Here is a 21,887-nt window from a genome sequence, read left to right on the forward strand (position 1 = left end):
TTATGAGACAATTATATACTATTTTTAAAGCGCTTTCAATAAGTTGTCATAGAATAGATTTCAGTTTCAAAAGTATTTTATAGAACAGCTGTTTCTGAAAGTAGTTTCAGATAACATAAATATCCGTACCTATTACTCAAAATTACGAATCTTATTATAAACTTCTATATCAATAAAACCAGTCCAGAATTCTAACTATCTTATTAGATTCCAGACTGGCTTATTTTATATGAACATAAAAATTCAAAGAACAACTGAAGACAAAGTTAACTGTCTTTTTGTTTATAGAAAATCATTACTCCAAGGATCATTCCCACAAAACCAAGCAAAACTGTTGTTATTGATTTATTCTCACCTGTTTTTGGTAACATTGACTGCTCATTATTACTTACTTTATTCTCTAATCGATTAGATTCAGAGTTTTCATTTGTTGATAACAATTTAGGCGACAGTGAAAGTTCCTCAGCCTTGTTATCTTCTGTAGAATTTTTAAATGGTGGATTGTCAATGGAGTGTCGGAAAATCATCGCATAAATACTAGGATTATTAGTCTCAAAAATAATCTTTCCATCTTTTTGTTCGAATTCAATAGTGTGTAGTTTTCCTTCTGGATCTACAGCATAAACATTCTCAACGGACTGATCTGTAGCAAAAGTAACAAGGACTTTTCCTTCAGGTTTAACATATCTACCATTTACATCCTTCAATTTGATATCAAATGCTTTGTAGTTTAATGAACTTAAATCACTAACTTGAATTTCTTGAATTTGAATACCTATCACATTTTTCAATACTTCTTCTGAAGCTTGAATTTGAATACTTCCTGTTTCATTTTTTAAAATACGTTGTGAACTAGCAATTTCTGTGATAACGTGCTTAGTTTCTGCTTCATCCTTACTGTCTTTATTATTTACTTGTTTATCAGTAGATTTCACTACTGAACTTCCTTCTCCTGCTGTAGATAATACTTCTGTATAATTTTCTACATCATACACAACACTAGTTACTGCATTCACTCCGCCTGTGAAGTCTGGAAGGTGATGAATCTCAGCATCCGCACCATTCACGCCACCTGTAAACTCTGGCTTAGCGACTGTAGGAGCTGGAGAATTACCTAATGTGGATAGAACACCACTATATTCTGGAACTTCTGTAACAAGTGAGTCGCCCCCATTCACGCCACCTGTAAACTCTGGCTTAGAGACTGTAGGAGCTGGAGAATCGCCTAATGTGGATATAACACCGCTATACTCTGGAACTTCTGTAACAAGTGAGTCGCCTCCATTCACGCCACCTGTAAACTCTGGCTTAGCGACTGTAGGAGCTGGAGAATTACCTAATGTGGAGAGAACACCACTATACTCTGGAACTTCTGTAACAAGTGAGTCGCCTCCATTCACGCCGCCTTTAAACTCTGGCTTAGCGACTGTAGGAGCTGGAGAATCGCCTAATGTGGATAGGAAGCCTCTGTACTCTGGAACTTCTGTAACGAGGGATTCGCCTCCATTCACGCCACCTTTAAACTCTGGCTTAGCGACTGTAGGAGCTGGAGAATCTCCTAATGTGGAGAGAACACCGCTATACTCTGGAACTTCTGTAACAAGTGAGTCGCCTCCGTTAACTCCGCCTGTAAACTCTGGCTTAGCGACTGTAGGAGCTGCAAAGTCACCAGATGTACCTGAAATACCAGAATCTTCTTTTCCGCTATCTTTTTTTGGATCTAATTTCCCAGCTAAATCCTTATCCGAATCCTTCTTAGAAGGTTCCACTTCTTTATCTTCCACATAGACAGGATCTTTTGGTTGACCCTCAATATAAGAACGAACCCAATCCAGCTGCTCTTTTGATAAGACTAAACCACCACTGCGGCTTCCTACAACACCATTTTGGTGAACTCCAATTAAAGCACCTTTATCATTATAAAGACCACCACCAGACGCTCCAGGTTTCGTACCTCCATAGCTAATTCCCTCTATTCCAGAACCGAAGTCTGTAGTTCCTACTACTTTGCTATCTAAAACTGGACTTAGCTTGTTATCTGGAAAACCATAGACCGAAACTGAATCCCCCTCTGCAACTTTCGAAGATTGTTTTACAACCTCTACAGGAGTTACTCCTTTTACTGCTTCTTTTAACCGAACCAAAGCTAAGTCATTTTTAAAGCCAAATACAGAGTCTTTCTTATTCCAATAAACAATATCATCATCTGAAAAATTCACAGACAACCCATTCGGTAAAGTTGCTTTATACACTGTATTGGTACGACCAGATTTAGTAACTACCTCAGAACCTTTAACTGTTAAGAAATTATGAGCGACTGTTAACACCAAATTTGGTGCAATTAAAGTACCTGACCCCGACCCATCTGGCGTTTGAATGTGCGTTGTAGCATAGAAATTTTCTGAGCCATTCGGAGCTTGTAACACCTCTTTACTAGGTACAGGTAAATTCGATTTACCACTCAAATCGACTTTACCAACTTCAGTTCTTGCAAAATCCGAAGAAGACGTTGATGGAGGAGTTACCGAATCTACTACCGCTCTTATAATTGTATCTCCTAAAGCTAACTTACTGACATAGTCATCAGACCAAGTAGTATCACTTGCTAGTTTGTTAATTGGCACTCCGTTATAGGATACCACTTTAGCTGTTGGGGAAGTTGCTATTAACTGTTTGAAGTCTGGATTTTGTCTTAAATGAAAATTCAAGCCACTTCCGACAGGACCTTCCTGAACAACCTTATCTGAAATCAAACGAGTTCCTTTAGTATCTTCCACTCGAAGTAAAACACGACCTTTTTCTTCACCTTTTACTAAAGTAGCTCGACCTTTTTCATCAAAACTATACAAAGCACCGTCAATCTCAGACTCTACATCTTTTAAAGCTATATGATTTTCATCATAGTAGTAACGGTTTGCACCATCTATATACCAACCCTTTATACCATATTTATCAATCATTGACTGAATCCAAGCTCTGTGCTTGTCCGTAAAGATAGTACCACCGCCAATACGCTCACTCTCAGGAGCGTTTGAAGTATTTGTTCCGTGCTGGTGGATACCGACTACCTCTCCCTTATCATTAAACAAAGGAGCACCTGAAAAACCTCCTAAAGCTGAGGAATGATAAGTGACTGCACCACTCTCTTTATTGATACTGCTCACAGTTGTTGAGACTGAATAAGCCTTACCGTCTTTCAATCGAGCTTTATTTTCTTTACTTAAATTTGGAGTCGAAAAATCATTAGGATATCCGACCATAGTGATTTTATCACCAGTAGAAACCTCTTTATCACTCAACTCTCTTGGGGAGTCTTCTCCCCCTGTCATAGCTTCTACAGGTTTTTTAGTTACCACTACTGCTAAGTCGTTGCTATAGTCTTTACCAAAATCTTTGCCGTTATACAAGTGAATAGAGTCTTTTTCAAGAGCTTCTGATACCCCTGAAGTAGGTACTTTATTACTCTTCTCTGTTTCTGAGTTCATCACAACATAACTACGAGCAGACTCCCCACCACGCAATACTGCAGACTTATCCTCTTGGTTTTTATCATAGTAGTTATGAGCTACTGTTACCATCACATTCGGCGCTACAAAGACACCGCTACCTGATGCGGTTTGTTTTCCACTTGTTCCGCTATCATAAGTGGTATAGGTCATAGCAACACCTTCCGCAGACTTGCTATGAACGTCCACATCGTGAATATCGCTACCGCCTTGAATGACATCCGCAGAAACAACCCCGCCACCAATAACTGGTAACTCTGGTGCAGCTAAGCCAATCACTGCGGATAGTGTCAAACAACCAACCAAACCATAAGCTTTGGATTTACGAAATTTCCCTAAACCCTTTAAACATATAAACATATATTACCTCACTTTAACTTTCAAAGTTAATTTAACCAAGTATATTCTAAAAAATAAAATATTACAGTTTCCATTAGCATAACACTCTCTACTTTGATTCTTACAATAAAAATAGACATAGACTATTTTGCTACTTTACAAATGCTATTTAAGTACTGTATCTCCAAGAATATAGTTTTTTATAAGATATTATCCTAATCAGAAAAACTAAGTTATACATAAACTTATATATAAATGTTCATTTGTAGCCAAACTGTATATTTTCTTATAAATTATAACATATTTCACAGACGCTTTCCAATGTCTTGAAAGAACTTATACCCAACTAGATAGAAAATGAATTGTTTGACACCACAGCCCAGAAAAAAACTTATACTCAATGAAAATCAAAGAGCAAACTAGGAAGCTAGCCGCAGGCTACTCAAGATACTGCTTTGAGCTTGCAGATAAAGCTGCCGTGGTTTGAAGAGATTTTCGAAGAGAATGAATTTCAAAGGATATATGAACTAGAATATTTGCTGACTAGACTCTGTACAAAAAGAGAGCTACTAGGCTCTCTCATTCATCACTTCACATATTTAAAAGGAATCTCACTACCACAGAGCCAGTTGTAGACTTGGTCATTGACAAAGACATTCATGGCTTCGTGGGCATACTCAGGCATGATGCGATAGGCCTTATCGCAGGTGAGACGGTTGTAAATCGCAAACTGGGTAATCGGATAGCAAACATCGTCGTCCAAGCCCGTAATCATCTTGACCTCACCCTTGATACGATGGGCAAGATTTTTCACATCGATATAGGCAAGGGTCGCCATGATTTCCTCCTCAGTTTCATGGAATGGATCATGGAACTTGAAATAACGAAAAAGTTCGTCATAGGCTTCACTTGTATTACCAATCTCAAGCACCCGTCTAAAGTCTGACAAGAAAGGATAGATGGCAACAGTTTTCTCAATTCGAGGATTAAGCGCTGCTGCAACCAGAGCTAAAGCCCCTCCTTGTGAGGCCCCATAGCTAGAAAGTCGCTTCTCATCAACCTCAGGCAAACTGGCAATAATTTCGACCAACTGGTAAATATCCAGATAAATATCCTTATAAAAGAGATGCTCCCGACCTTCCACAGCACCACGGATAATATGCCCCTTAACGGTATTTCCTAGAAGAGAACGCAAGCCGTCTTGCGAGTAACCTGACTGGCCCCGTACATCCATGGAAACAACACCGTAACCAGCTACAGTGAAGGCCAGCATGTCGGCCCAGTCCCAGCCACGTCCCATATAACCATGAAAATGAAAGATTAGAGGAACTTTCTCCTCACTCTTTGGAAGAACAACGCGTGCATATACCTTGCCTTCATTGGTCCCTTCAAAGGTTAACTCATAGCACTTGACTTGAGGAAGGTGGAAATCTCTTTCCTCCAACTGATAGGCTGGAAGAGTTGAAACTTTTTTCACTTCCTCATCCCAGAAAGCATCAAAGTCTTCTGGAACCTCATCCCTACCTTTATAGGTCTTAATTTCTTCTAGCAAAGCTGGATTTTTCATAGCATGCTCCTTTTATTTTGTAATCGCTACCACAACTGTAGCATATCTAGAAAAGCAATGCAAGAAAGAAGGGTAAATAGAAAATGAATTTAGATTTTTTTCTTCAAACCTACTGACTGAAAGTCTAATAAATTGAATCTAGAATAGTACCAATTAACTTCTAAAGTATTTTTAGAAATTAATGTAAATGCCCCAGTTGATTTGTCTACAGCTTATCTCGATATACTATAGTTTCAATGGATATTGAATAGAGAATCACACACCAGAAAGCGAGGTAACATCATGAAAGCAATAGGTACGCAAATATTACAGACAAACCATTTAATCTTGAGAAGATTTGTGGAGAGTGATGCGGAAGCCATGTTTCAAAATTGGGCTTCGTCTGCTGAGAATCTGACCTATGTTACTTGGAATTCCCATCCTGATGTTGAGAACACTCGAAACTCAATTCGTAATTGGGTTGCTTCCTATGCCAATCCCAACTATTACAAATGGGCCATTTACCTCAAAGAAAACCCAGAGCAAGTGATAGGAGATATCAGTATCGTTAAGATAGATGAGGATGATTCAAGTTGTGAAATTGGCTATGTGCTAGGAAAGGTTTACTGGGGAAATGGTATAATGACGGAGGCTTTGAAATCTGTCTTGGACTTTTGTTTTACTCAAGCATGTTTTCAAAAAGTCAAAGCACGATATACCAGTCTCAACCCAGCTTCAGGTCATGTTATGGATAAGACTGGAATGTCCTATCTAAAGACTGTTGCAAATGGGGTAGAGAGAAAAGGCTATATTGCGAACCTTATTTATTATCAGATAAGCGGAGAAGACAGATAATCTTAAAATTTATTGCTTATCCGCTGTTCTTATTTTTTATTTACTATTTCATTTATCCTCTTTTTTCCGAATAAATAGATAGAACCATCGAATCTAGCAAAATTAGATTTTAAAATATGGTATAATAGAAGGAGGGAATGGATGATTCTCAGACATCCGGGCATTAGCCCAACCAATGACTTGGTTGCTAAGAAGATTTTTAGCAATCCAGAAATCACTTGTCAATTTATTCGCGATATGCTGGACTTGCCAGCCAAAAATGTGACCATTTTGGAGGGGAGCAATATTCATGTACTACCTTCCTTGCCGTACTCGGCTCAGGATTTTTACACTAGTATAGACGTTTTGGCAGAGTTGGACAATGGAACACAGGTTATTATCGAAATACAAGTACATCATCAGAATTTTTTCATCAATCGCTTGTGGGCTTATCTATGTAGTCAGGTCAATCAGAATCTTGAGAAAATTCGCCAACGTGAAGGTGACACCCACCAGAGTTACAAGCATATCGCTCCTGTTTACTCCATTGCAATTGTGGACAGCAACTACTTTCAGGATGATTTAGCCTTTCACAGTTTTAGTATGCGAGAGGATACGACAGGTGAGGTCTTAACCATCACAAATAACGGTCAAGAAAACCATCTAGTCAAGATGGCGTTCTTGGAATTAAAAAAATACAGAGAAACCAGCAAAGACGAGGTTCGTAAACCGTGGTTGGAGTTTTTCGGGAATAAACCCTTTACCCAGCAACCCGAGCGAGCCATCAGCCAGGCAGACCAACTGCTAGACTACAAGAGCTGGTCCGAGGAGGACAGGAAAATGTTTAGTCAACTACGTATGCGTGAAGAACAGGCATTATTGGCTCATGATTATGCCTTGGAAACTGCTAGGGCAGAAGGGATTGAACAGGGGTTGGAACGTGGTCTTGAACAGGGACTGGAGCGTGGAAAAGTTGAAGGAAGGGAAGAAGGGAAACTTCTTGCATTTCTGGATATGGTACGCCAACATGTTTTAACTTCCGAATTTGCAAGTGATCAATTGGGTATGACTGTCGCTGAGTTTGAGGCGTTATTGAAAGATTAAGACAATCACAAATAACGGTCAAGAAAACCATCTAGTCAAGATGGCGTTCTTAGAACTAAAAAAATATAGAGAAACCAGCAAGGATAGCATTCGCAAACCGTGGTTGGAGTTTTTGTAAATCATTAAATCAATGACAGATTTTTCCGTAATAGATGGAAGAATCTGTTTTTTTAGTTATGCTAGATGCGGGCTCTGAAATAGTAAGATATGGTGTATTGAAATAAGATATGAACAAAGAAATTAGGAAAGTCAAATTATAGTTAAATGAAATAAAAACTGAACAAATTGATTGCGGAATTCAAGCTAATTTCTAGCAATGTTTTAGAAAACTCGGTGAACTATTTCGGATTCAATCTACTATAATTTCTAGAATTTTTTTAGAATCCGCAGTGTGCTATTTTAGATTCAATAAATTGTGCTTTTAGAAACAAAAAAAGAGCATTTCCGCCCTTTTTCTCCTGTTCAATCTTATTTTGTTGCTTCTTTCTTCTGGAAAGTGGTTTGGTAATTTACTTTAATCGTTACTGTCATGTGAGAGTCCTCGTTTCTTTTTGATGACTCTAGTATAAGGGCCAAACCTGAAAGCTAGCTTAAGATTTCCTTAGAGAAAGCTTAATCTAAATGTTCTTTCTTTTCCATATGAAGGGCAATCATGCGCCATTCTGGATCCTCTTTCCAACCTTCCATAGAACTAATATAGCTGGCAACCTTTCTAGCCTCTTCTAAAATCGGAAAATCTTCGATAATATCAGCCACTTGGAATTCTGGAAGTCCTGACTGTCTGGTTCCAAAAATTTCACCTGAACCACGCATTTTCAAATCTTCCTCCGCAAGGACAAAACCATTAGTGGTTTCTGTCATAATGCGCATGCGATCTTTTCCAGAATCAGTCTTGGGATTAGCAACGAGAACAGCATAGGACTGCTTGTCCCCCCGACCGACACGACCTCTGAGCTGGTGAAGCTGGCTGAGCCCGAAGCGATCGGCATCCATGATGATCATAACTGTCGCATTTGGAACGTTAACCCCGACCTCGATAACCGTCGTTGAAACCAGAATATCCGTTTTTCTCTCTTTGAAATCCTGCATGATCTGGTCTTTTTCATCACTCTTCATTTTACCATGTAGAAGAGCTACCTCTGCCTTTCCTGCAAAATGCGCCGTCAATTCCTCTGATAAGGCAATGGCATTTTTCAAATCCAGAGCTTCTGATTCTTCAATCAAGGGAGAGATGACATAGGCTTGAGAACCTTTTTGGATTTCCCCCTCTAACCAAGTCAGGACCTGAGCTAGTTGCTCATGTTTGATCCAGCGCGTCACAATGGGTTTTCGACCTGCTGGCATCTGGTCGATAATGGAAACATCCATATCTCCAAAGGCTGTGATGGCTAGCGTCCGTGGAATGGGAGTCGCCGTCATCATGAGGACATCTGGATTGTCTCCTTTTTCCCGTAAAATCCGCCTTTGACCCACACCAAAACGGTGCTGCTCATCGATGATAATCAAGCCAAGACGAGCATAATCCACCCCATCCTGAATCAGAGCGTGAGTTCCGATAATCAAATCAGCCTCACCCTTAGCAATAGTCTCCAAGACTTCTCTCTTTTCTGCAGCTTTCAAGGAACCTGTCAAGAGAGCCAGTTTCAAGTCTGGAAAAAGGTTCTGTAGACTCTCAAAGTGTTGCTCTGCAAGGATCTCTGTCGGTACCATGAGGGCAGACTGATAGCCAGCTGTCACCGCCGCAAACATGGCCAAGCCAGCGACCACCGTTTTTCCGCTCCCCACATCCCCTTGCAAAAGACGATTCATGTGGTGGTCCGACTTCATGTCGGTCAAAATTTCCTGCAAACTCTTTTCTTGAGCCGGGGTCAAAGCAAAAGGAAGACTTGCTTTAACTGCTGTCACCTTTTCCTGAGACCAATTCAGAACCAAGCCGCTTCCCTGAACTCTATTTTCAGACTTGAGCGTCTGCAATTGCATTTGGAAATAAAAGAGTTCCTCAAACTTGATACGGCGAAGGGCCTGCTTGTATTCTGCCAAATCCTTAGGAAAATGCATAGCACGAACAGCCTGACAACGAGACATGAGTTTGTATTTGTCCAGCAAAGACTGGGAAAGATTTTCCTCAATCAAGAGGTCCAGTCCCTGATCAAAGGCTGTCTTGATGACCTTGACCAGACCGGCCTGACTAATTCCCTGAGCCAGTCGATAGACAGGTTGGAGGTCATCTTCCACCTGAGCCAGGACCTTCATCCCTGTCAAACTAGCCTTGGCGCGATCCCATTTTCCAAAGACAGCAAGAGTTGTTCCCAACTCTATCTTATCAGCAAGATAGGGCTGGTTAAAGAAATTCACCGCAAAAACAACTTCTCCCTGCTTGAGACTAAAACGCAGGCGATTGCGCTTGAAACCATAATACTGGACACTGGCAGGAGTCACGACTTGACCAGACAGAACCGCCTTCTCACCGTCTTCCAGTTCCAGCACCTGCTTGGTTTTGAAATCTTCATAGCGGAAAGGAAAGTAGAGCAATAGGTCTTGCAAGTTTTCAATTCCTAGTTTGGCGTATTTTTCTGCTGACTTTGGTCCCACACCAGGCAAGACATGCAAGGGTTGATGTAGATTCATGCTCCACTCCTTTCTTTTCTAATAATATTCTCTCGGAATGCGGTCGCTGAGAAGACAAACCACCTCGTAGTTAATAGTTCCGCGGTAGGTCGCTACCTGAGTAGCTGTGATTTCTTTATCTCCGTCGGAGCCAATCAAGGTTACCTTTGTTCCGAGTGGGTAAGGCTTAGGTAGACGAATGGTGATTTGGTCCATAGAAACTCGCCCAACGATTGGGCAAGCTTGCCCATCAACCAAGACAGAAAAATTCTGCATGTCTCGTGTCCAACCATCCGCATAGCCGATTGGTACCGTCGCAATGACTTGCTCGCTATCAGCCTGATAGGTCGCTCCATAGCCCATGCAAGCTCCGGCTGGAACTGTCTTGACATGAACCAGAGCAGACTCCAAGGTCAAGGCTGGAGTCAGGTCATAAGGCAAGTCCAAGACCTCTCCGCTGGGATTCAGGCCATACATAGCGTCTCCCATACGAACCGCATTGAAAATAGTCTCTGCATGCCAAAGAGTCGTTGCCGAGTTGCTAGCATGTACCAGCTCTGGAAGACCTTTCATACTAGCCAAAATAGTTTTAAAGCGTTCTAACTGGGCATTAAAGTAGGTATCTGATGCTTCATCTGCAGTCGCAAAATGGGTAAAAATCCCTTCAACACGAGCACCGTGTTGTTGAAGCAAGTCTTGAGCCTGCTCAGCCTCACCAGCCTCTCGAAAACCGATCCGTCCCATTCCTGAGTCAATCTTGAGGTGGACTGTCAATCCAGCTAGGTCAGCACCAGTAGCCAAGAGTGCTCGAATCCACTCCAGTCCAGCCACAGTCAAGGTAATATCGTATTCTTTAGCTAGAGCGACGGCTTCGATTTCAGAAACTCCTAAAATGAGGATTCGCTTGCTGAGCCCAGCCTGTCTGAGTTCAATGGCTTCATCGATATTGGAAACACAAAAGCCATCAACATCCTCCTGAATCGCCTTGGCAACGGCAACAGCCCCATGCCCATAAGCATTGGCCTTGACCACAGCCCACTTGAGCGTTCCTTGAGGGATATGAGCCCCCATCTGCTGAATATTTTGTCGAATAGCTCCCAGATGAATCAGAGCTTTGGTTGGTCTATGTGGACTAGCTTTCATGATTTTCCTCCAAAATGACACTGGCTGTCACAAACTGATTGGTATGACTGATAGACAGCCAAATCTTTCCTAAAAATGGTGACTGACTAAAATAAGGCGCCCCGCGTTCATTGTTCAAAACTTCCAAATCCTGAAACCCAAGTTTTCCAATGCCAGTTCCCATGGCCTTGGAAAAGGCCTCCTTAGCTGACCAGCGACCAGCCAAATATTCGATTTTCCGACGTCCTTTAAGACTGTTAAACCGTTCCATTTCCTTGGCGGTCAGCACGCGCTTAGCAAAACCTTCATGTCGTGTAACTGCGCGTTCTATCGAAGCCAATTCTTCGATGTCAATTCCGTGTCCAACTATCATTCTCATCAAAAGGAGTTGAGATTCCCCAACTCCATCCTTTTCACTTATTTTGTCAAGGTAGCATAAATCTCTTCTACCAAGGCCTCTGTATTTTCCCAACCTAGGCAAGGATCGGTAATAGAGCAACCAAAGACCTCTGGTTGGTTTTGACGACCATCTGCTAGGTAAGACTCAACCATAAAGCCTCGAACTGTCTTTTTAATCTTCTCATTCCAATCACGATTTTGCAAGGTCTGGCGAACAATTCGAATCTGTTCCATATATTGCTTGCCTGAATTGTCATGGTTGGTGTCAATGAGGATAAAAGGATTTTCAAGCCCCATAGTTTCATAACGCTCAATAGCATTTAGCAGAGTTTCATAGTAAAAGTTAGGCTCATTTTTCCCATATTCATTAACTGCACCACGAAGGATGACGTGGGCCAAGGGATTTCCTGAAGTCTCAACTTCTTGACCATGGAAGAGGAAGGTCTGTTTGTTCTGAGCGGCATAGATGCCATTAAACATAACACCAAGATTTCCAGAAGTTGGATTTTTCATCCCGACCGGTGCATCAATCCCTGAGGCCACAAAGCGGTGCTCTTGGTCTTCCACAGAACGAGCCCCAACAGCATGGTAGCTGACCAAATCATCTACCAAGACCAGATTTGACGGATAAAGCATCTCATCTGCCGTCGTCAAACCAGTCTCTGTAATCACGCGGTAGTGCAACTGGCGCACAGCCTGCAAACCGTTAATCAGACTCGGAGCCTTAGAAGTATCTGGTTGGTGAACCAAACCTTTATAGCCGTCTCCGTTGGTACGAGGTTTCGCAGTATAAACACGCATAACCATGAAAATCTTGTCCGCCACCTTCTTTTGCAAGGCAGATAAACGGCGGGCATATTCCAAGACAGCCTCTTCATTGTCAGACGAGCAAGGACCAATCACCAAAAGGATACGGTCATCTTCTCCTGAAATAATGTCTGCCAATTCTCTATCACGACGCTCCTTTAGTCGCAAGGCTTCCGCAGACAATTGAGTTTCCGCCTTGATTGCTTCAATATCGATTTCTTGACCTTTTTCAATAAATGCCATCTTATTCTCCTAGCGTTTGGTAGATTTCTCTGACGAGGGCTTCCGTATTATCCCAGCCAAGACAAGGGTCTGTGATAGACTTGCCAAATACTTCCGGTTCGTTTTGACGGCCGTCTTCTAGATAAGACTCAATCATAAAGCCACGAACGTACTGCTTGATTTTTTCATTCCAATCACGGTTAATCAAGGTCTGACGGACAATTCGAATCTGATCCATGTATTGCTTACCAGAGTTGTCATGATTGGTATCTACAATGATAAAAGGATTTTCCAAGCCCATTTTCTCATACTGGGCAATGGTATCCATCAAATTATCATAGTAGTAGTTAGGAATATTCTTACCATACTCATTAATTGCTCCACGAAGAATGGCGTGCGAAAGAGGATTACCAGTTGTTTCCACTTCTTTTCCTAGAAAAAGGAAGCTTTGTTTATTTTGAGCGGCATAAATTCCATTAAACATAACATTAAGATTTCCAGAGGTTGGATTTTTAAACCCAGTCGCAAAATCTGCCCCACTTGCCACAAAGCGATGTTGCTGGTCTTCAACCGAACGGGCACCAACCGCCATGTAAGAAATCAAATCATCCACAAGCGGTAGATTTTCAGGATAAAGCATTTCATCAGCTGTTGTCATACCTGTTTCTGTGATAACACGATAATGAAGATGGCGAACGGCTTTGATTCCATTGATAAGACTAGGCGCTTCTGTCGCATTAGGCTGGTGAATCAAGCCCTTATAGCCATCTCCGTTAGTACGAGGTTTAGCAGTATAAACACGCATAACCATAAAGATACGGTCTGCCACTTCTTCTTGCAAAGCTGCCAAACGCTTAGCGTATTCAAGAACAGCTTCTTCATTGTCAGATGAGCATGGCCCGATTACCAAGAGAATCCGCTGGTCTTCTCCACGTATAATGGCTTCTAGCTCTTGATCGCGCTGTGATTTTCTCTCCAAAGCTTGACCTTCTAATTTTGATAAGGCACGAACTTCTTCAATATTAATTTTAGGACTTTTTGCTGTAAATACCATAACTCATCTCCTTATAAAGCAAACGGATACCAAGTAAAAATTTACTTTTCACAAGGTATCCGCCTCTAAACTATCTCATTTTATTGTCTTTTACCGTGACAGTTTTTAAACTTCTTACCAGAACCACATGGGCAAAGTTCATTCCGTCCAATCTGGCTCAAATCCAAATCTTCTGGTATATTTGCTTGGTGGGCAGCGATATTACGAGTCGCTGTTGTACTGATATGGTGTTCTGCTTGTGGTCTTTCTTGTTCATGAATTTGTGCTTTCATCATCAAGCGTGTCACATCAAACTCAATCGAACCAATCATGTCATTAAACATACGGAAACCTTCTGCCTGATACTCAACAACAGGGTTGTTCTGAGCATAGCCACGAAGTCCAACCGCATTACGCAATTGATCGAGGGCATCGATATGATCTGTCCACTTGTTATCTACCACTCGTAGAATCAAGACTTTTTGGAATTCTTTAACTGCTTCTTCATCGCGTAGTTTTGAAACCTGACTATCGTAAACCTTCAAGGCACGTTGGAAGAGTTCTTCCTTAATAGCCTTATCAGACAAACCTGACAAGTCTTCGATTGAAATAGAATCTTCTGGAAGCAAGTTGTACTTAGCAAAGTTCAAAATTGCCTCTAGTTTTTCATCTTGTTTGGCACGCGCATGACCATCAACGACACGACCAATCGTGCGTTTGATCATTGAATGAATTTCAGGCGCCAAGTCACGGTCTGCAGTGATAACATCGTAACGTTGAGCGTAGATAATCTCACGTTGTTCACGCATGACATCGTCATACTGAAGGACTTGTTTACGGGTATCGTAGTTATTTCCTTCGACACGTTTTTGTGCCGCTTCAACCTGACGTGTCAACATACGAGATTCAATCGCCTCTTCAGACATGTTGAGACGTTCAAAGATTCCCTTCAAGCGTTCAGAACCAAAACGTTTCATCAAGTCATCTTCAAGAGATAGGTAGAATTGTGACTCACCTGGGTCTCCCTGACGACCTGAACGTCCACGAAGTTGGTTATCGATACGACGGCTTTCATGGCGTTCTGTACCAATCACACAAAGTCCACCTAATTCGCGAACCCCTTCACCAAGCTTGATGTCGGTACCACGACCGGCCATGTTAGTCGCAATGGTAACAGCACCACGTTGACCAGCATTCATAATGATTTGGGCTTCTTTATAGTGGTTCTTAGCATTCAAAACTTCGTGAGGAACGCCAGCTGCGACCAATTTCTTAGAAATGTAGTCACTAGTTTCAACCGCTACTGTACCAACTAAGACAGGCTGACCTTTTTGGTAACGAGCCTTAACGTCTTCGACAACCGCCTTAAACTTAGCCTCGATACTTGCATAAAGAAGGTCTGAGTGGTCAATACGTTGAACAGGACGGTTTGTTGGGATTGGAATAACACGAATGTTGTAAATTTCACGGAATTCTTCTTCCTCAGTCTTACCTGTACCTGTCATACCAGACAATTTCTTGTACATACGGAAAAGGTTTTGGTAAGTGATTGAGGCAGATGTCTTGGTTTCATCCTGGATTGGTACACCTTCTTTGGCTTCAATAGCTTGGTGCAATCCATCAGAATAACGACGACCTTCCATAGTACGACCCGTAAATTGGTCGACAATCAAGATTTCTTGCTCTTCGCTCACCACATAGTCAATATCGAGAAGCATGATGTAGTTGGCACGAAGGGCGTTATCGATAAAGTGAGTCAGAGCTACGTTTTCGATGTCATAGAGGTTTTCAAGTTTGAAGTAGCTTTCAGCTTTGTCAATCCCTGAATCAGACAATCCAATAGTTTTAGACTGTACATCGATGATGTAGTCGTCTTTGTCCAAAGATTTTACATAGTGGTCTGCCATGTGGTAGAGCTGACTGGTTTCAACTGCGTTAGCACCTGATACGATCAAAGGTGTACGGGCCTCGTCAATCAAGATTGAGTCAACCTCATCAACCAAGGCATAGTTAAGCGGACGTTGTACCATGTTTTCAGCGCGAACAACCATGTTATCACGAAGGTAGTCAAATCCGATTTCTGAGTTGGTTGAGTAGGTAATATCACACTCATAGGCTTCTTTTTTCTCCATCGGAGATTTGGCAGCCAAGTTAATCCCTACTGACAAGCCAAGCCATGAGTACAATTCACCCATCTCAGTCGCGTCACGTTCTGACAGGTATTCATTGACCGTAACTACGTGAACCCCTTTACCTGAAAGGGCATTGAGGTATACTGGCATGGTCGCAGTCAAGGTTTTCCCTTCCCCTGTACGCATTTCTGGCACGTCACCATGGTGAAGAACGATTCCCCCCATAACCTGAACCTTATATGGGAAGAGACCTAGGACACGTTTAGCACCTTCACGGACAACCGCAAATGCTTCATAAAGCAATGAATCCAGTGATTCTCCATTTTGATAACGTTCTTTAAATTCAACTGTTTTTGCTTTTAGTTGGTCATCAGTCAAAGCAGCCATTTGATCTTCGTATTTGAAAACCTTGTCAGCCATCTTTTCCAGACGACGGATTTCTCCTTTATCATTTTCGATAATTGTTTTTAAAATATTAGCCATGTTTTTCCTTACTTTAAATTCCGAATATTTTAGAATGTTCTTTTAATTTTAGCACAATTACTGATTATTTTCAAGGAAGAATCCCCATTTTGAAAAGGAAAAAGAGGCTAGTTTCCAAGCTAACCTCTCTAACTTTTATGATGCTTTAATTGCCAAAAATCGGCAAAATAGCAAACAGGATAAATAGGTTAATCCAAAGAGAAAGACAGCAGATGAGTCCAAAAACAAAGAGACTGACTTTCTTGGACAGCAAGGCCATCAAAATGGACAGAATGCCAAAAACTAGCAAGACTTTCTGTATGCTGAAGAGGTCAATCTTTCCCCCCAGAATCGGACTGCCCCAAGGAAGAAAGAAGAAAGCAATCCAGATAAGCAGAACTAAACCAATATAGACTTTAGAATAGCGTGTAATAAATGATTTTAGATGTTCCATAAGCCACCTCCTACAAATAGAAAGTAATATAATACTCAATGAAAATCAAAGAGCAAACTAGGAAACTAGCCGTAGGTTGCTCAAAGCACTGCTTTGAAGTTGTAGATAGAACTGATGAAGTCAGCTCAAAACACTGTTTTGAGGTTGTGGATAGAACTGACGAAGTCAGTAACCATACCTACGGCAAGACGACGTTGACGTGGTTTAAAGAGATTTTCGAAGAGTATAAATCAATGCCTTCCACCGTTAGACTTCCCTAGTTCCCGTCTCAAGCGAAACATTTTTTTGAAACAGATATAGTCTAACCAGTCACTAGCAAAAGCAATAAATAGTAATAATAGCCAAATGCCCCAAAGCTTGATATCTGCCACATTTCTCAAGACGATATTGAAAAGCAGGACTGAAATAACTGTCCAAGCAAGGCTAAAAAGAGCATAGAGGGGGATGTAAAACCAGTAAAAATAGTAAAAAATTGGGAAAAATTTACTATTTCTATTGGCCTTTTCAATCCAGCTGAAAAAGTAAAACCAGGGAAATAAGATTATCAATTTAAACAAATGTTTCATCACCAGCCCCCTCTCTATTTGATAGCGTTTTCTTCAACTTCATTCTATCAAAAAAATCTGGAAATGTCATTCCAGATTCTACTTTTTTATTTACGTTTTCTTGCGATGAGATGGATTGGTGTTCCTTCAAAGACAAAGGCCTTACGGATTTGATTTTCCAAGAAACGCAGGTAAGAAAAGTGCATAAGTTCTTCTTCGTTTACAAAGATAACAAAGGTTGGTGGTTTGGTTGCCACTTGGGTCGCATAGAAAATCTTAAGTCGTTTTCCTTTGTCTGTCGGTGTTGGGTTGATGGAAATAGCATCCATGATCACATCGTTCAAGACAGCTGATGGAATACGTGTGTTTTGACTTTCGCTGATTTGCTTAATCATCTCAGGAAGTTTGTGGAGACGTTGCTTGGTCAAGGCTGATACAAAGATAATCGGTGCGTAAGGCAGGTATTGGAACTGCTCACGGATATCTTCTTCCCAGTTTTTCATAGTGTGGTTGTCTTTTTCAAGCGTATCCCACTTGTTGACCACGATAATCATCCCTTTACCAGCTTCATGGGCAAATCCTGCGATACGCTTGTCGTATTCACGAATGCCTTCTTCCGCATTGATGACCATTAAGACCACATCTGAACGGTCAATAGCACGCATGGCGCGCATGACAGAGTATTTCTCGGTATTTTCATAAACCTTACCAGATTTACGCATACCAGCCGTATCAATCATGGTAAACTCTTGACCATCTGTATCTGTAAAGTGGGTATCAATGGCGTCACGAGTTGTCCCAGCAACGGGACTGGCAATGACACGGTCTTCTCCCAAGATAGCATTGATCAAGCTTGATTTTCCAACATTGGGACGACCAATCAAGCTAAACTTAATGACATCTGGATTTTCTTCTTCATATTCATTTGGAAGATTTTCTACGATGGCATCTAGCACATCCCCTGTACCGATACCATGGACAGATGAGATAGGCAGGGGTTCACCCAAACCGAGAGCATAGAAATCATAGATATCATTTCGCATCTCAGGGTTGTCCACCTTGTTCACTGCGAGGATAACTGGTTTGTGGGTCTTATAAAGCTTACGGGCTACGTATTCGTCTGCATCGGTAATTCCTTCCTTACCAGACACCACAAAGACGATAACATCGGCTTCTTCCATGGCAATTTCTGCCTGGTGCTTGATTTGTTCCATGAAAGGAGCATCGACATCATCAATTCCTCCTGTGTCAATCATGCTAAAGGAACGATTGAGCCACTCACCCGTTGCATAGATACGGTCACGTGTCACTCCTTCGACATCTTCTACAATGGAGATTCGCTCACCAGCGATCCGATTAAATAGGGTTGATTTCCCAACATTGGGACGTCCTACAATGGCAATAGTTGGTAGGGCCATAATTTCTCACTTTCTACAATAACTTCTTCTGTTCAAGATTTTTTCTAGTTGAGCTTGGTTCAGCTTGACCAAACTGTTCTGCTAGACGCTGACTCCAGCTTGTGGTTGCACGAGCCCCAGCATAGTCCGCCTGTACACGGTCATACGCTTGGATTGCATCAGTTGACTGTTCTTGGTATTCTTCCTCAAAGATAACATTCTCTAGTGGCAGTCTTGGTTTCACATCATGATGTTGATTTGGCACACCCAGTGCCATCCCAAAGACAGGATAGGTGTAGTCAGGTAGGTTAAAGAGCTCTGCCACTTCTTCGGACTTGTATCGAACCAAGCCAATAATGACACCACCATAGCCCAAGCTTTCAGCTGCCAGCAGGGCATTTTGTCCAGCAAGAGCTGCATCGACCGAACTAATCAAGAGACCTTCTACACCTTGAGGTTGGAAAGTATCAGTATGAAGCTGGGCTCCCTTTTCCGCTCGGTTCAAATCTCCGACAAAGAGAAGGAAAACAGCTGACTGGCGAATGGCTTCTTGAGGCACCAATCCATACAAGGCATCTTTCTTTTCTTGACTTCGCACTACAATCACAGAGTAGGATTGGAAATTCTTCCAAGACGAGGCCATTTGGGCTGCTGTCAGGATTTCAGTCAAGTCTTCCTGAGGGAGGGCTTGCTCCTTAAATCTGCGCACTGAAGTGTGAGACTTCATTAATTTGATTGTTTCTGTCATCGACGGTTCACTCCTTCTAAACGAGTCTCCTCAGCCAAATAACGGATACGTTCCATGACCCGTCTGGCTTCCCAGGTTTCGTCATTTCCATGTTTCCCTTTAGCAAAATGCAACTCCAAATCTTCAAAGTTGAAGTTGGAGGTGAAAAAGGTCGGTAAATTTTCCTGCATCCGATATTGGAGAATGACCTGGAGGATTTCGTCACGCACCCAAGCTGTTGATTGTTCGGCACCAATATCATCTAAAATCAGGACTTCAGACAGTTTAATCTCATCTACCAAGGTCTTGACATTACCATCACCGATAGCATTTTTGACATCAATGACAAAACTAGGATAGTGGAGAAGAGTGGAGGAAACACCACGTTTTTCTGACAAATCATGGGCTAAGGCAGCCACCATGAAACTTTTGCCCACACCAAAATCTCCATATAGGTAAAGACCTTTTCGAATAGCTGGATATTGCTCCACGAATGCTAATAGCTTTTCAAAAACTGGCAAGCGCTCCAAATCATCCAAATCTACTTGAGCCAAACTAGCTTTCTTGAGAGTGGCTGGCAGATTGATTAACTTGAGACGGTTCTTAATAGCCGCTTCTTTTTCAGCCGCGATTAGTTCTGGAGTTTCTTCGTAAGAAACATCCGCATAGCCATGATTCATAACCAAAATCGGCTTGTAGCCTTTGGCAATATAATCCGTATCCCCACGGAGAAATTTGTCACGCTCGGTGATGTACTGATTAAACTTGGAGATACTGCGATTTAATTCCTCTGGAGTAAGGGATTCCTGCTGGATAAAGGCCGCAACATCAGGGTCCTTCATGATTTTCTGGACCAAATCTTGATAATGAAAACGGCTAGGTTGACGTTTGAGTACGTCTCCGACACTTTCCATCTAATCTCCTCCTTTTTCTAATCGAGCTAATAGTTCTTGTTTCTTACGTTCTAGTTCCAGACGAGTTTCCTCGCTGGTTTCATTCTTATAATCTGGATTGCTCCACTTGGGTACATTGGACTTGATAGGACTAGGTTTACTGCTTTTTTGAGCCTGACTCTTCTGCCCTCGCTCACGAATGCGCAAGACTGCCTCTTCTGCCGAATGAATTTTTTGATAGGCATAGTCATTGGCTACCTTCATGGCATATTTTTCATTAATATTTGCCGAATCTACCTTGTTAAAGGTCAACAAGAGAATGATATTAATGACTTCGTCCAGCAAGCCCAAGCCAGCCATCTGTTGCAAGAGTTCTCTTTCTGTTTGGGTAATGGTTCCCTTGCGTGTTTGCTTGATTTCTGCCAAGAACTGCAGGGCAGTCTTACTTTTGGCTTCCTTGATAATGGTTGCTTCCTTAGGACTAAAGTCAGAGGAAATCGGTTTTTGAGCAATTTTTTCCCGCATGCGTTTGGTTGAAATAACCTGGGAAACAGCTGTTGACTTGGCCAATTGATAAGTTTCAAACCAAGTCCATTTTTTCTCCTCAGCAATGGCAAAGAGGTTTAAGACATCGGACTGCTCATCCGCAAAGCGAAGCCCATCTCGAGCCATAAGCTGACGAAAATGGTCTAAGTCAAAATCGTTGGCCACTTTCTTCTTGAGAGCAAGGTCTTCTTGACTTCCTAGTTCTGCCAAATCTGGAAAGACTTGATTGAGTGAGACAGCTATTTCTTGACCATCAGCACTTTCAATTCCTAAATCCTCCACAGCAGAGTCGCCAATCTTCTTCTCCAAAAGTCTACGATACACAGGATGCTCCAAGAAGTCCTGACTAGAAAGAGGAGCATGGAGGGCTAGCTGATAAACATCCCCCTTTTGATAGAGGGTTAAGAGATTAAAAGCAGATAGGATTTTCAGGGATTTTATCAGTCTATCCATCCCAAAGTTGAGATGGTTGAGAATACTTGAAAAGAGGTATTCCTTTCTGCCATTATCCCAAAAACTGATTGTATAAAGATAAAGGCTCAGCGCCTCCTGACCGATAATCGGGAGGTAGCACTGTACCAGAGATGAGGTATCTTGCGACACCCGATTATTCTTTAGATAAGAAAAACGGTCAATTGGCTTCATTTATCTTTCCTTTTTCTTTTTAGAGGACTGGGTGATTTGTTGGAGCAGGCTCTCTAGCTCACTAACATCCTTAAAACTACGATAAACACTGGCAAAACGTACATAGGTAATCTCATCTAACTCAGCCAACTCCTCCATAACGAGTGAACCAATGTCCTCACTTTGAATTTCATTTTCATTTCGACTACGGAGTTTCTGTTCGATACGATTGACTACCATGTTGATTTCATCACTTGACACAGGACGTTTCTGGGCTGAGCGGATAATTCCATTAAAGATTTTATCTCTGGAGAATTGTTCCCGCGTGCCATCTTTTTTAACAACCACTAAGGTTCTTTCTTCTACCCGTTCGTAGGTTGTAAAACGGTGCTGGCATTCATCGCACTCACGTCTTCTACGAATGGTGTTCCCTTCTTCTGCTTGGCGACTATCGATAACACTTGACTTGGTAGCCCCACATTTTGGACAACGCATCCTTTCCCTCCTTATCGTTTTCTTTTCATTATACCATTTTTTAAACGATTCCCAAAACAATTCTTCTTTTTGCTTGACAAGTTTTTTGTTTTG

The 21,887-nt window shown here is 41.7% G+C and carries 17 protein-coding genes; 2 read left to right on the plus strand and 15 right to left on the minus strand.

The window, feature by feature from the left end; all coding sequences use genetic code 11:
* Positions 1-266: 266 nt before the first annotated feature.
* Positions 267-3,866 carry an SIALI-17 repeat-containing surface protein gene (locus tag ACN076_RS08965; protein ID WP_420789861.1) on the minus strand — a complete coding sequence of 1,200 codons (3,600 nt, stop codon included), beginning with the start codon at positions 3,864-3,866 and terminating at the stop codon, positions 267-269.
* Positions 3,867-4,431: 565 nt separating this feature from the next.
* Positions 4,432-5,412, minus strand: coding sequence for an acetylxylan esterase (locus tag ACN076_RS08970; protein WP_420789862.1), 981 nt, complete (start codon positions 5,410-5,412; stop codon positions 4,432-4,434).
* A 282-nt stretch (positions 5,413-5,694) separates the two neighbouring features.
* On the opposite strand from ACN076_RS08970, the gene ACN076_RS08975 reads away from it, so the two are divergent.
* Entirely contained in the window at positions 5,695-6,246 is a 552-nt protein-coding gene (locus ACN076_RS08975) for a GNAT family N-acetyltransferase (protein ID WP_420789863.1), read from the plus strand.
* Positions 6,247-6,387: 141 nt separating this feature from the next.
* Complete coding sequence (locus tag ACN076_RS08980) at positions 6,388-7,329, plus strand: Rpn family recombination-promoting nuclease/putative transposase (RefSeq protein WP_420789864.1); 942 nt, start codon at positions 6,388-6,390, stop codon at positions 7,327-7,329.
* 612 nt (positions 7,330-7,941) lie between these two features.
* On the opposite strand, the gene recG is transcribed toward ACN076_RS08980, so the two are convergent.
* From recG to nrdR, 13 genes are all read right to left on the minus strand, one after another.
* The gene (gene recG / locus ACN076_RS08985; protein WP_420789865.1) at positions 7,942-9,957 is read right to left on the minus strand and encodes an ATP-dependent DNA helicase RecG; all 2,016 of its coding nucleotides are present in this window, start codon (positions 9,955-9,957) and stop codon (positions 7,942-7,944) included.
* Between the two features lie 18 nt (positions 9,958-9,975).
* Entirely contained in the window at positions 9,976-11,079 is a 1,104-nt protein-coding gene (gene alr / locus ACN076_RS08990; protein ID WP_420789866.1) for an alanine racemase, read from the minus strand.
* Positions 11,069-11,431: a holo-ACP synthase gene (gene acpS / locus ACN076_RS08995; protein ID WP_410012143.1), complete on the minus strand. Its 363-nt coding sequence runs from the start codon at positions 11,429-11,431 to the stop codon at positions 11,069-11,071. Before acpS ends, alr begins: the two co-directional genes overlap by 11 nt.
* Positions 11,432-11,475: 44 nt before the next feature.
* The gene (locus tag ACN076_RS09000; protein WP_120718578.1) at positions 11,476-12,507 is read right to left on the minus strand and encodes a 3-deoxy-7-phosphoheptulonate synthase; all 1,032 of its coding nucleotides are present in this window, start codon (positions 12,505-12,507) and stop codon (positions 11,476-11,478) included.
* A 1-nt stretch (position 12,508) separates the two neighbouring features.
* Positions 12,509-13,540 carry a 3-deoxy-7-phosphoheptulonate synthase gene (locus tag ACN076_RS09005; RefSeq protein ID WP_000232190.1) on the minus strand — a complete coding sequence of 344 codons (1,032 nt, stop codon included), beginning with the start codon at positions 13,538-13,540 and terminating at the stop codon, positions 12,509-12,511.
* A gap of 80 nt (positions 13,541-13,620) precedes the next feature.
* Positions 13,621-16,134, minus strand: coding sequence for a preprotein translocase subunit SecA (gene secA / locus ACN076_RS09010; RefSeq protein ID WP_420789867.1), 2,514 nt, complete (start codon positions 16,132-16,134; stop codon positions 13,621-13,623).
* 145 nt (positions 16,135-16,279) lie between these two features.
* Positions 16,280-16,567: a hypothetical protein gene (locus tag ACN076_RS09015; protein ID WP_049535013.1), complete on the minus strand. Its 288-nt coding sequence runs from the start codon at positions 16,565-16,567 to the stop codon at positions 16,280-16,282.
* Positions 16,568-16,797: 230 nt separating this feature from the next.
* Positions 16,798-17,133 carry a hypothetical protein gene (locus ACN076_RS09020; RefSeq protein ID WP_420789868.1) on the minus strand — a complete coding sequence of 112 codons (336 nt, stop codon included), beginning with the start codon at positions 17,131-17,133 and terminating at the stop codon, positions 16,798-16,800.
* 86 nt (positions 17,134-17,219) lie between these two features.
* Positions 17,220-18,530 carry a ribosome biogenesis GTPase Der gene (der, locus tag ACN076_RS09025; protein ID WP_150922481.1) on the minus strand — a complete coding sequence of 437 codons (1,311 nt, stop codon included), beginning with the start codon at positions 18,528-18,530 and terminating at the stop codon, positions 17,220-17,222.
* Positions 18,531-18,543: 13 nt separating this feature from the next.
* On the minus strand, positions 18,544-19,257 hold the full coding sequence (locus ACN076_RS09030) for an NADPH-dependent oxidoreductase (protein WP_420789869.1): 714 nt from the start codon (positions 19,255-19,257) through the stop codon (positions 18,544-18,546).
* Complete coding sequence (dnaI, locus tag ACN076_RS09035; protein ID WP_420789870.1) at positions 19,254-20,150, minus strand: primosomal protein DnaI; 897 nt, start codon at positions 20,148-20,150, stop codon at positions 19,254-19,256. Before dnaI ends, ACN076_RS09030 begins: the two co-directional genes overlap by 4 nt.
* Positions 20,151-21,320, minus strand: coding sequence for a DnaD domain protein (locus tag ACN076_RS09040; protein WP_420789871.1), 1,170 nt, complete (start codon positions 21,318-21,320; stop codon positions 20,151-20,153).
* Positions 21,321-21,794: a transcriptional regulator NrdR gene (gene nrdR, locus ACN076_RS09045; RefSeq protein WP_061759264.1), complete on the minus strand. Its 474-nt coding sequence runs from the start codon at positions 21,792-21,794 to the stop codon at positions 21,321-21,323.
* Between the last annotated feature and the right edge of the window lie 93 nt (positions 21,795-21,887).

It is taken from the genome of Streptococcus sp. K0074, from assembly GCF_048843365.1.
Taxonomy (GTDB): domain Bacteria; phylum Bacillota; class Bacilli; order Lactobacillales; family Streptococcaceae; genus Streptococcus; species Streptococcus mitis_BM.

Bases quoted from the DNA above. Each gene is read 5' to 3' on its own strand.
- ACN076_RS08965 (WP_420789861.1), bottom strand. From the start codon at position 3,866: ATGTTTATATGTTTAAAGGGTTTAGGGAAATTTCGTAAATCCAAAGCT.
- ACN076_RS08970 (WP_420789862.1), bottom strand. From the start codon at position 5,412: ATGAAAAATCCAGCTTTGCTAGAAGAAATTAAGACCTATAAAGGTAGG.
- ACN076_RS08975 (WP_420789863.1), top strand. From the start codon at position 5,695: ATGAAAGCAATAGGTACGCAAATATTACAGACAAACCATTTAATCTTG.
- ACN076_RS08980 (WP_420789864.1), top strand. From the start codon at position 6,388: ATGATTCTCAGACATCCGGGCATTAGCCCAACCAATGACTTGGTTGCT.
- recG (WP_420789865.1), bottom strand. From the start codon at position 9,957: ATGAATCTACATCAACCCTTGCATGTCTTGCCTGGTGTGGGACCAAAG.
- alr (WP_420789866.1), bottom strand. From the start codon at position 11,079: ATGAAAGCTAGTCCACATAGACCAACCAAAGCTCTGATTCATCTGGGA.
- acpS (WP_410012143.1), bottom strand. From the start codon at position 11,431: ATGATAGTTGGACACGGAATTGACATCGAAGAATTGGCTTCGATAGAA.
- ACN076_RS09000 (WP_120718578.1), bottom strand. From the start codon at position 12,507: ATGGCATTTATTGAAAAAGGTCAAGAAATCGATATTGAAGCAATCAAG.
- ACN076_RS09005 (WP_000232190.1), bottom strand. From the start codon at position 13,540: ATGGTATTTACAGCAAAAAGTCCTAAAATTAATATTGAAGAAGTTCGT.
- secA (WP_420789867.1), bottom strand. From the start codon at position 16,134: ATGGCTAATATTTTAAAAACAATTATCGAAAATGATAAAGGAGAAATC.
- ACN076_RS09015 (WP_049535013.1), bottom strand. From the start codon at position 16,567: ATGGAACATCTAAAATCATTTATTACACGCTATTCTAAAGTCTATATT.
- ACN076_RS09020 (WP_420789868.1), bottom strand. From the start codon at position 17,133: ATGAAACATTTGTTTAAATTGATAATCTTATTTCCCTGGTTTTACTTT.
- der (WP_150922481.1), bottom strand. From the start codon at position 18,530: ATGGCCCTACCAACTATTGCCATTGTAGGACGTCCCAATGTTGGGAAA.
- ACN076_RS09030 (WP_420789869.1), bottom strand. From the start codon at position 19,257: ATGACAGAAACAATCAAATTAATGAAGTCTCACACTTCAGTGCGCAGA.
- dnaI (WP_420789870.1), bottom strand. From the start codon at position 20,150: ATGGAAAGTGTCGGAGACGTACTCAAACGTCAACCTAGCCGTTTTCAT.
- ACN076_RS09040 (WP_420789871.1), bottom strand. From the start codon at position 21,320: ATGAAGCCAATTGACCGTTTTTCTTATCTAAAGAATAATCGGGTGTCG.
- nrdR (WP_061759264.1), bottom strand. From the start codon at position 21,794: ATGCGTTGTCCAAAATGTGGGGCTACCAAGTCAAGTGTTATCGATAGT.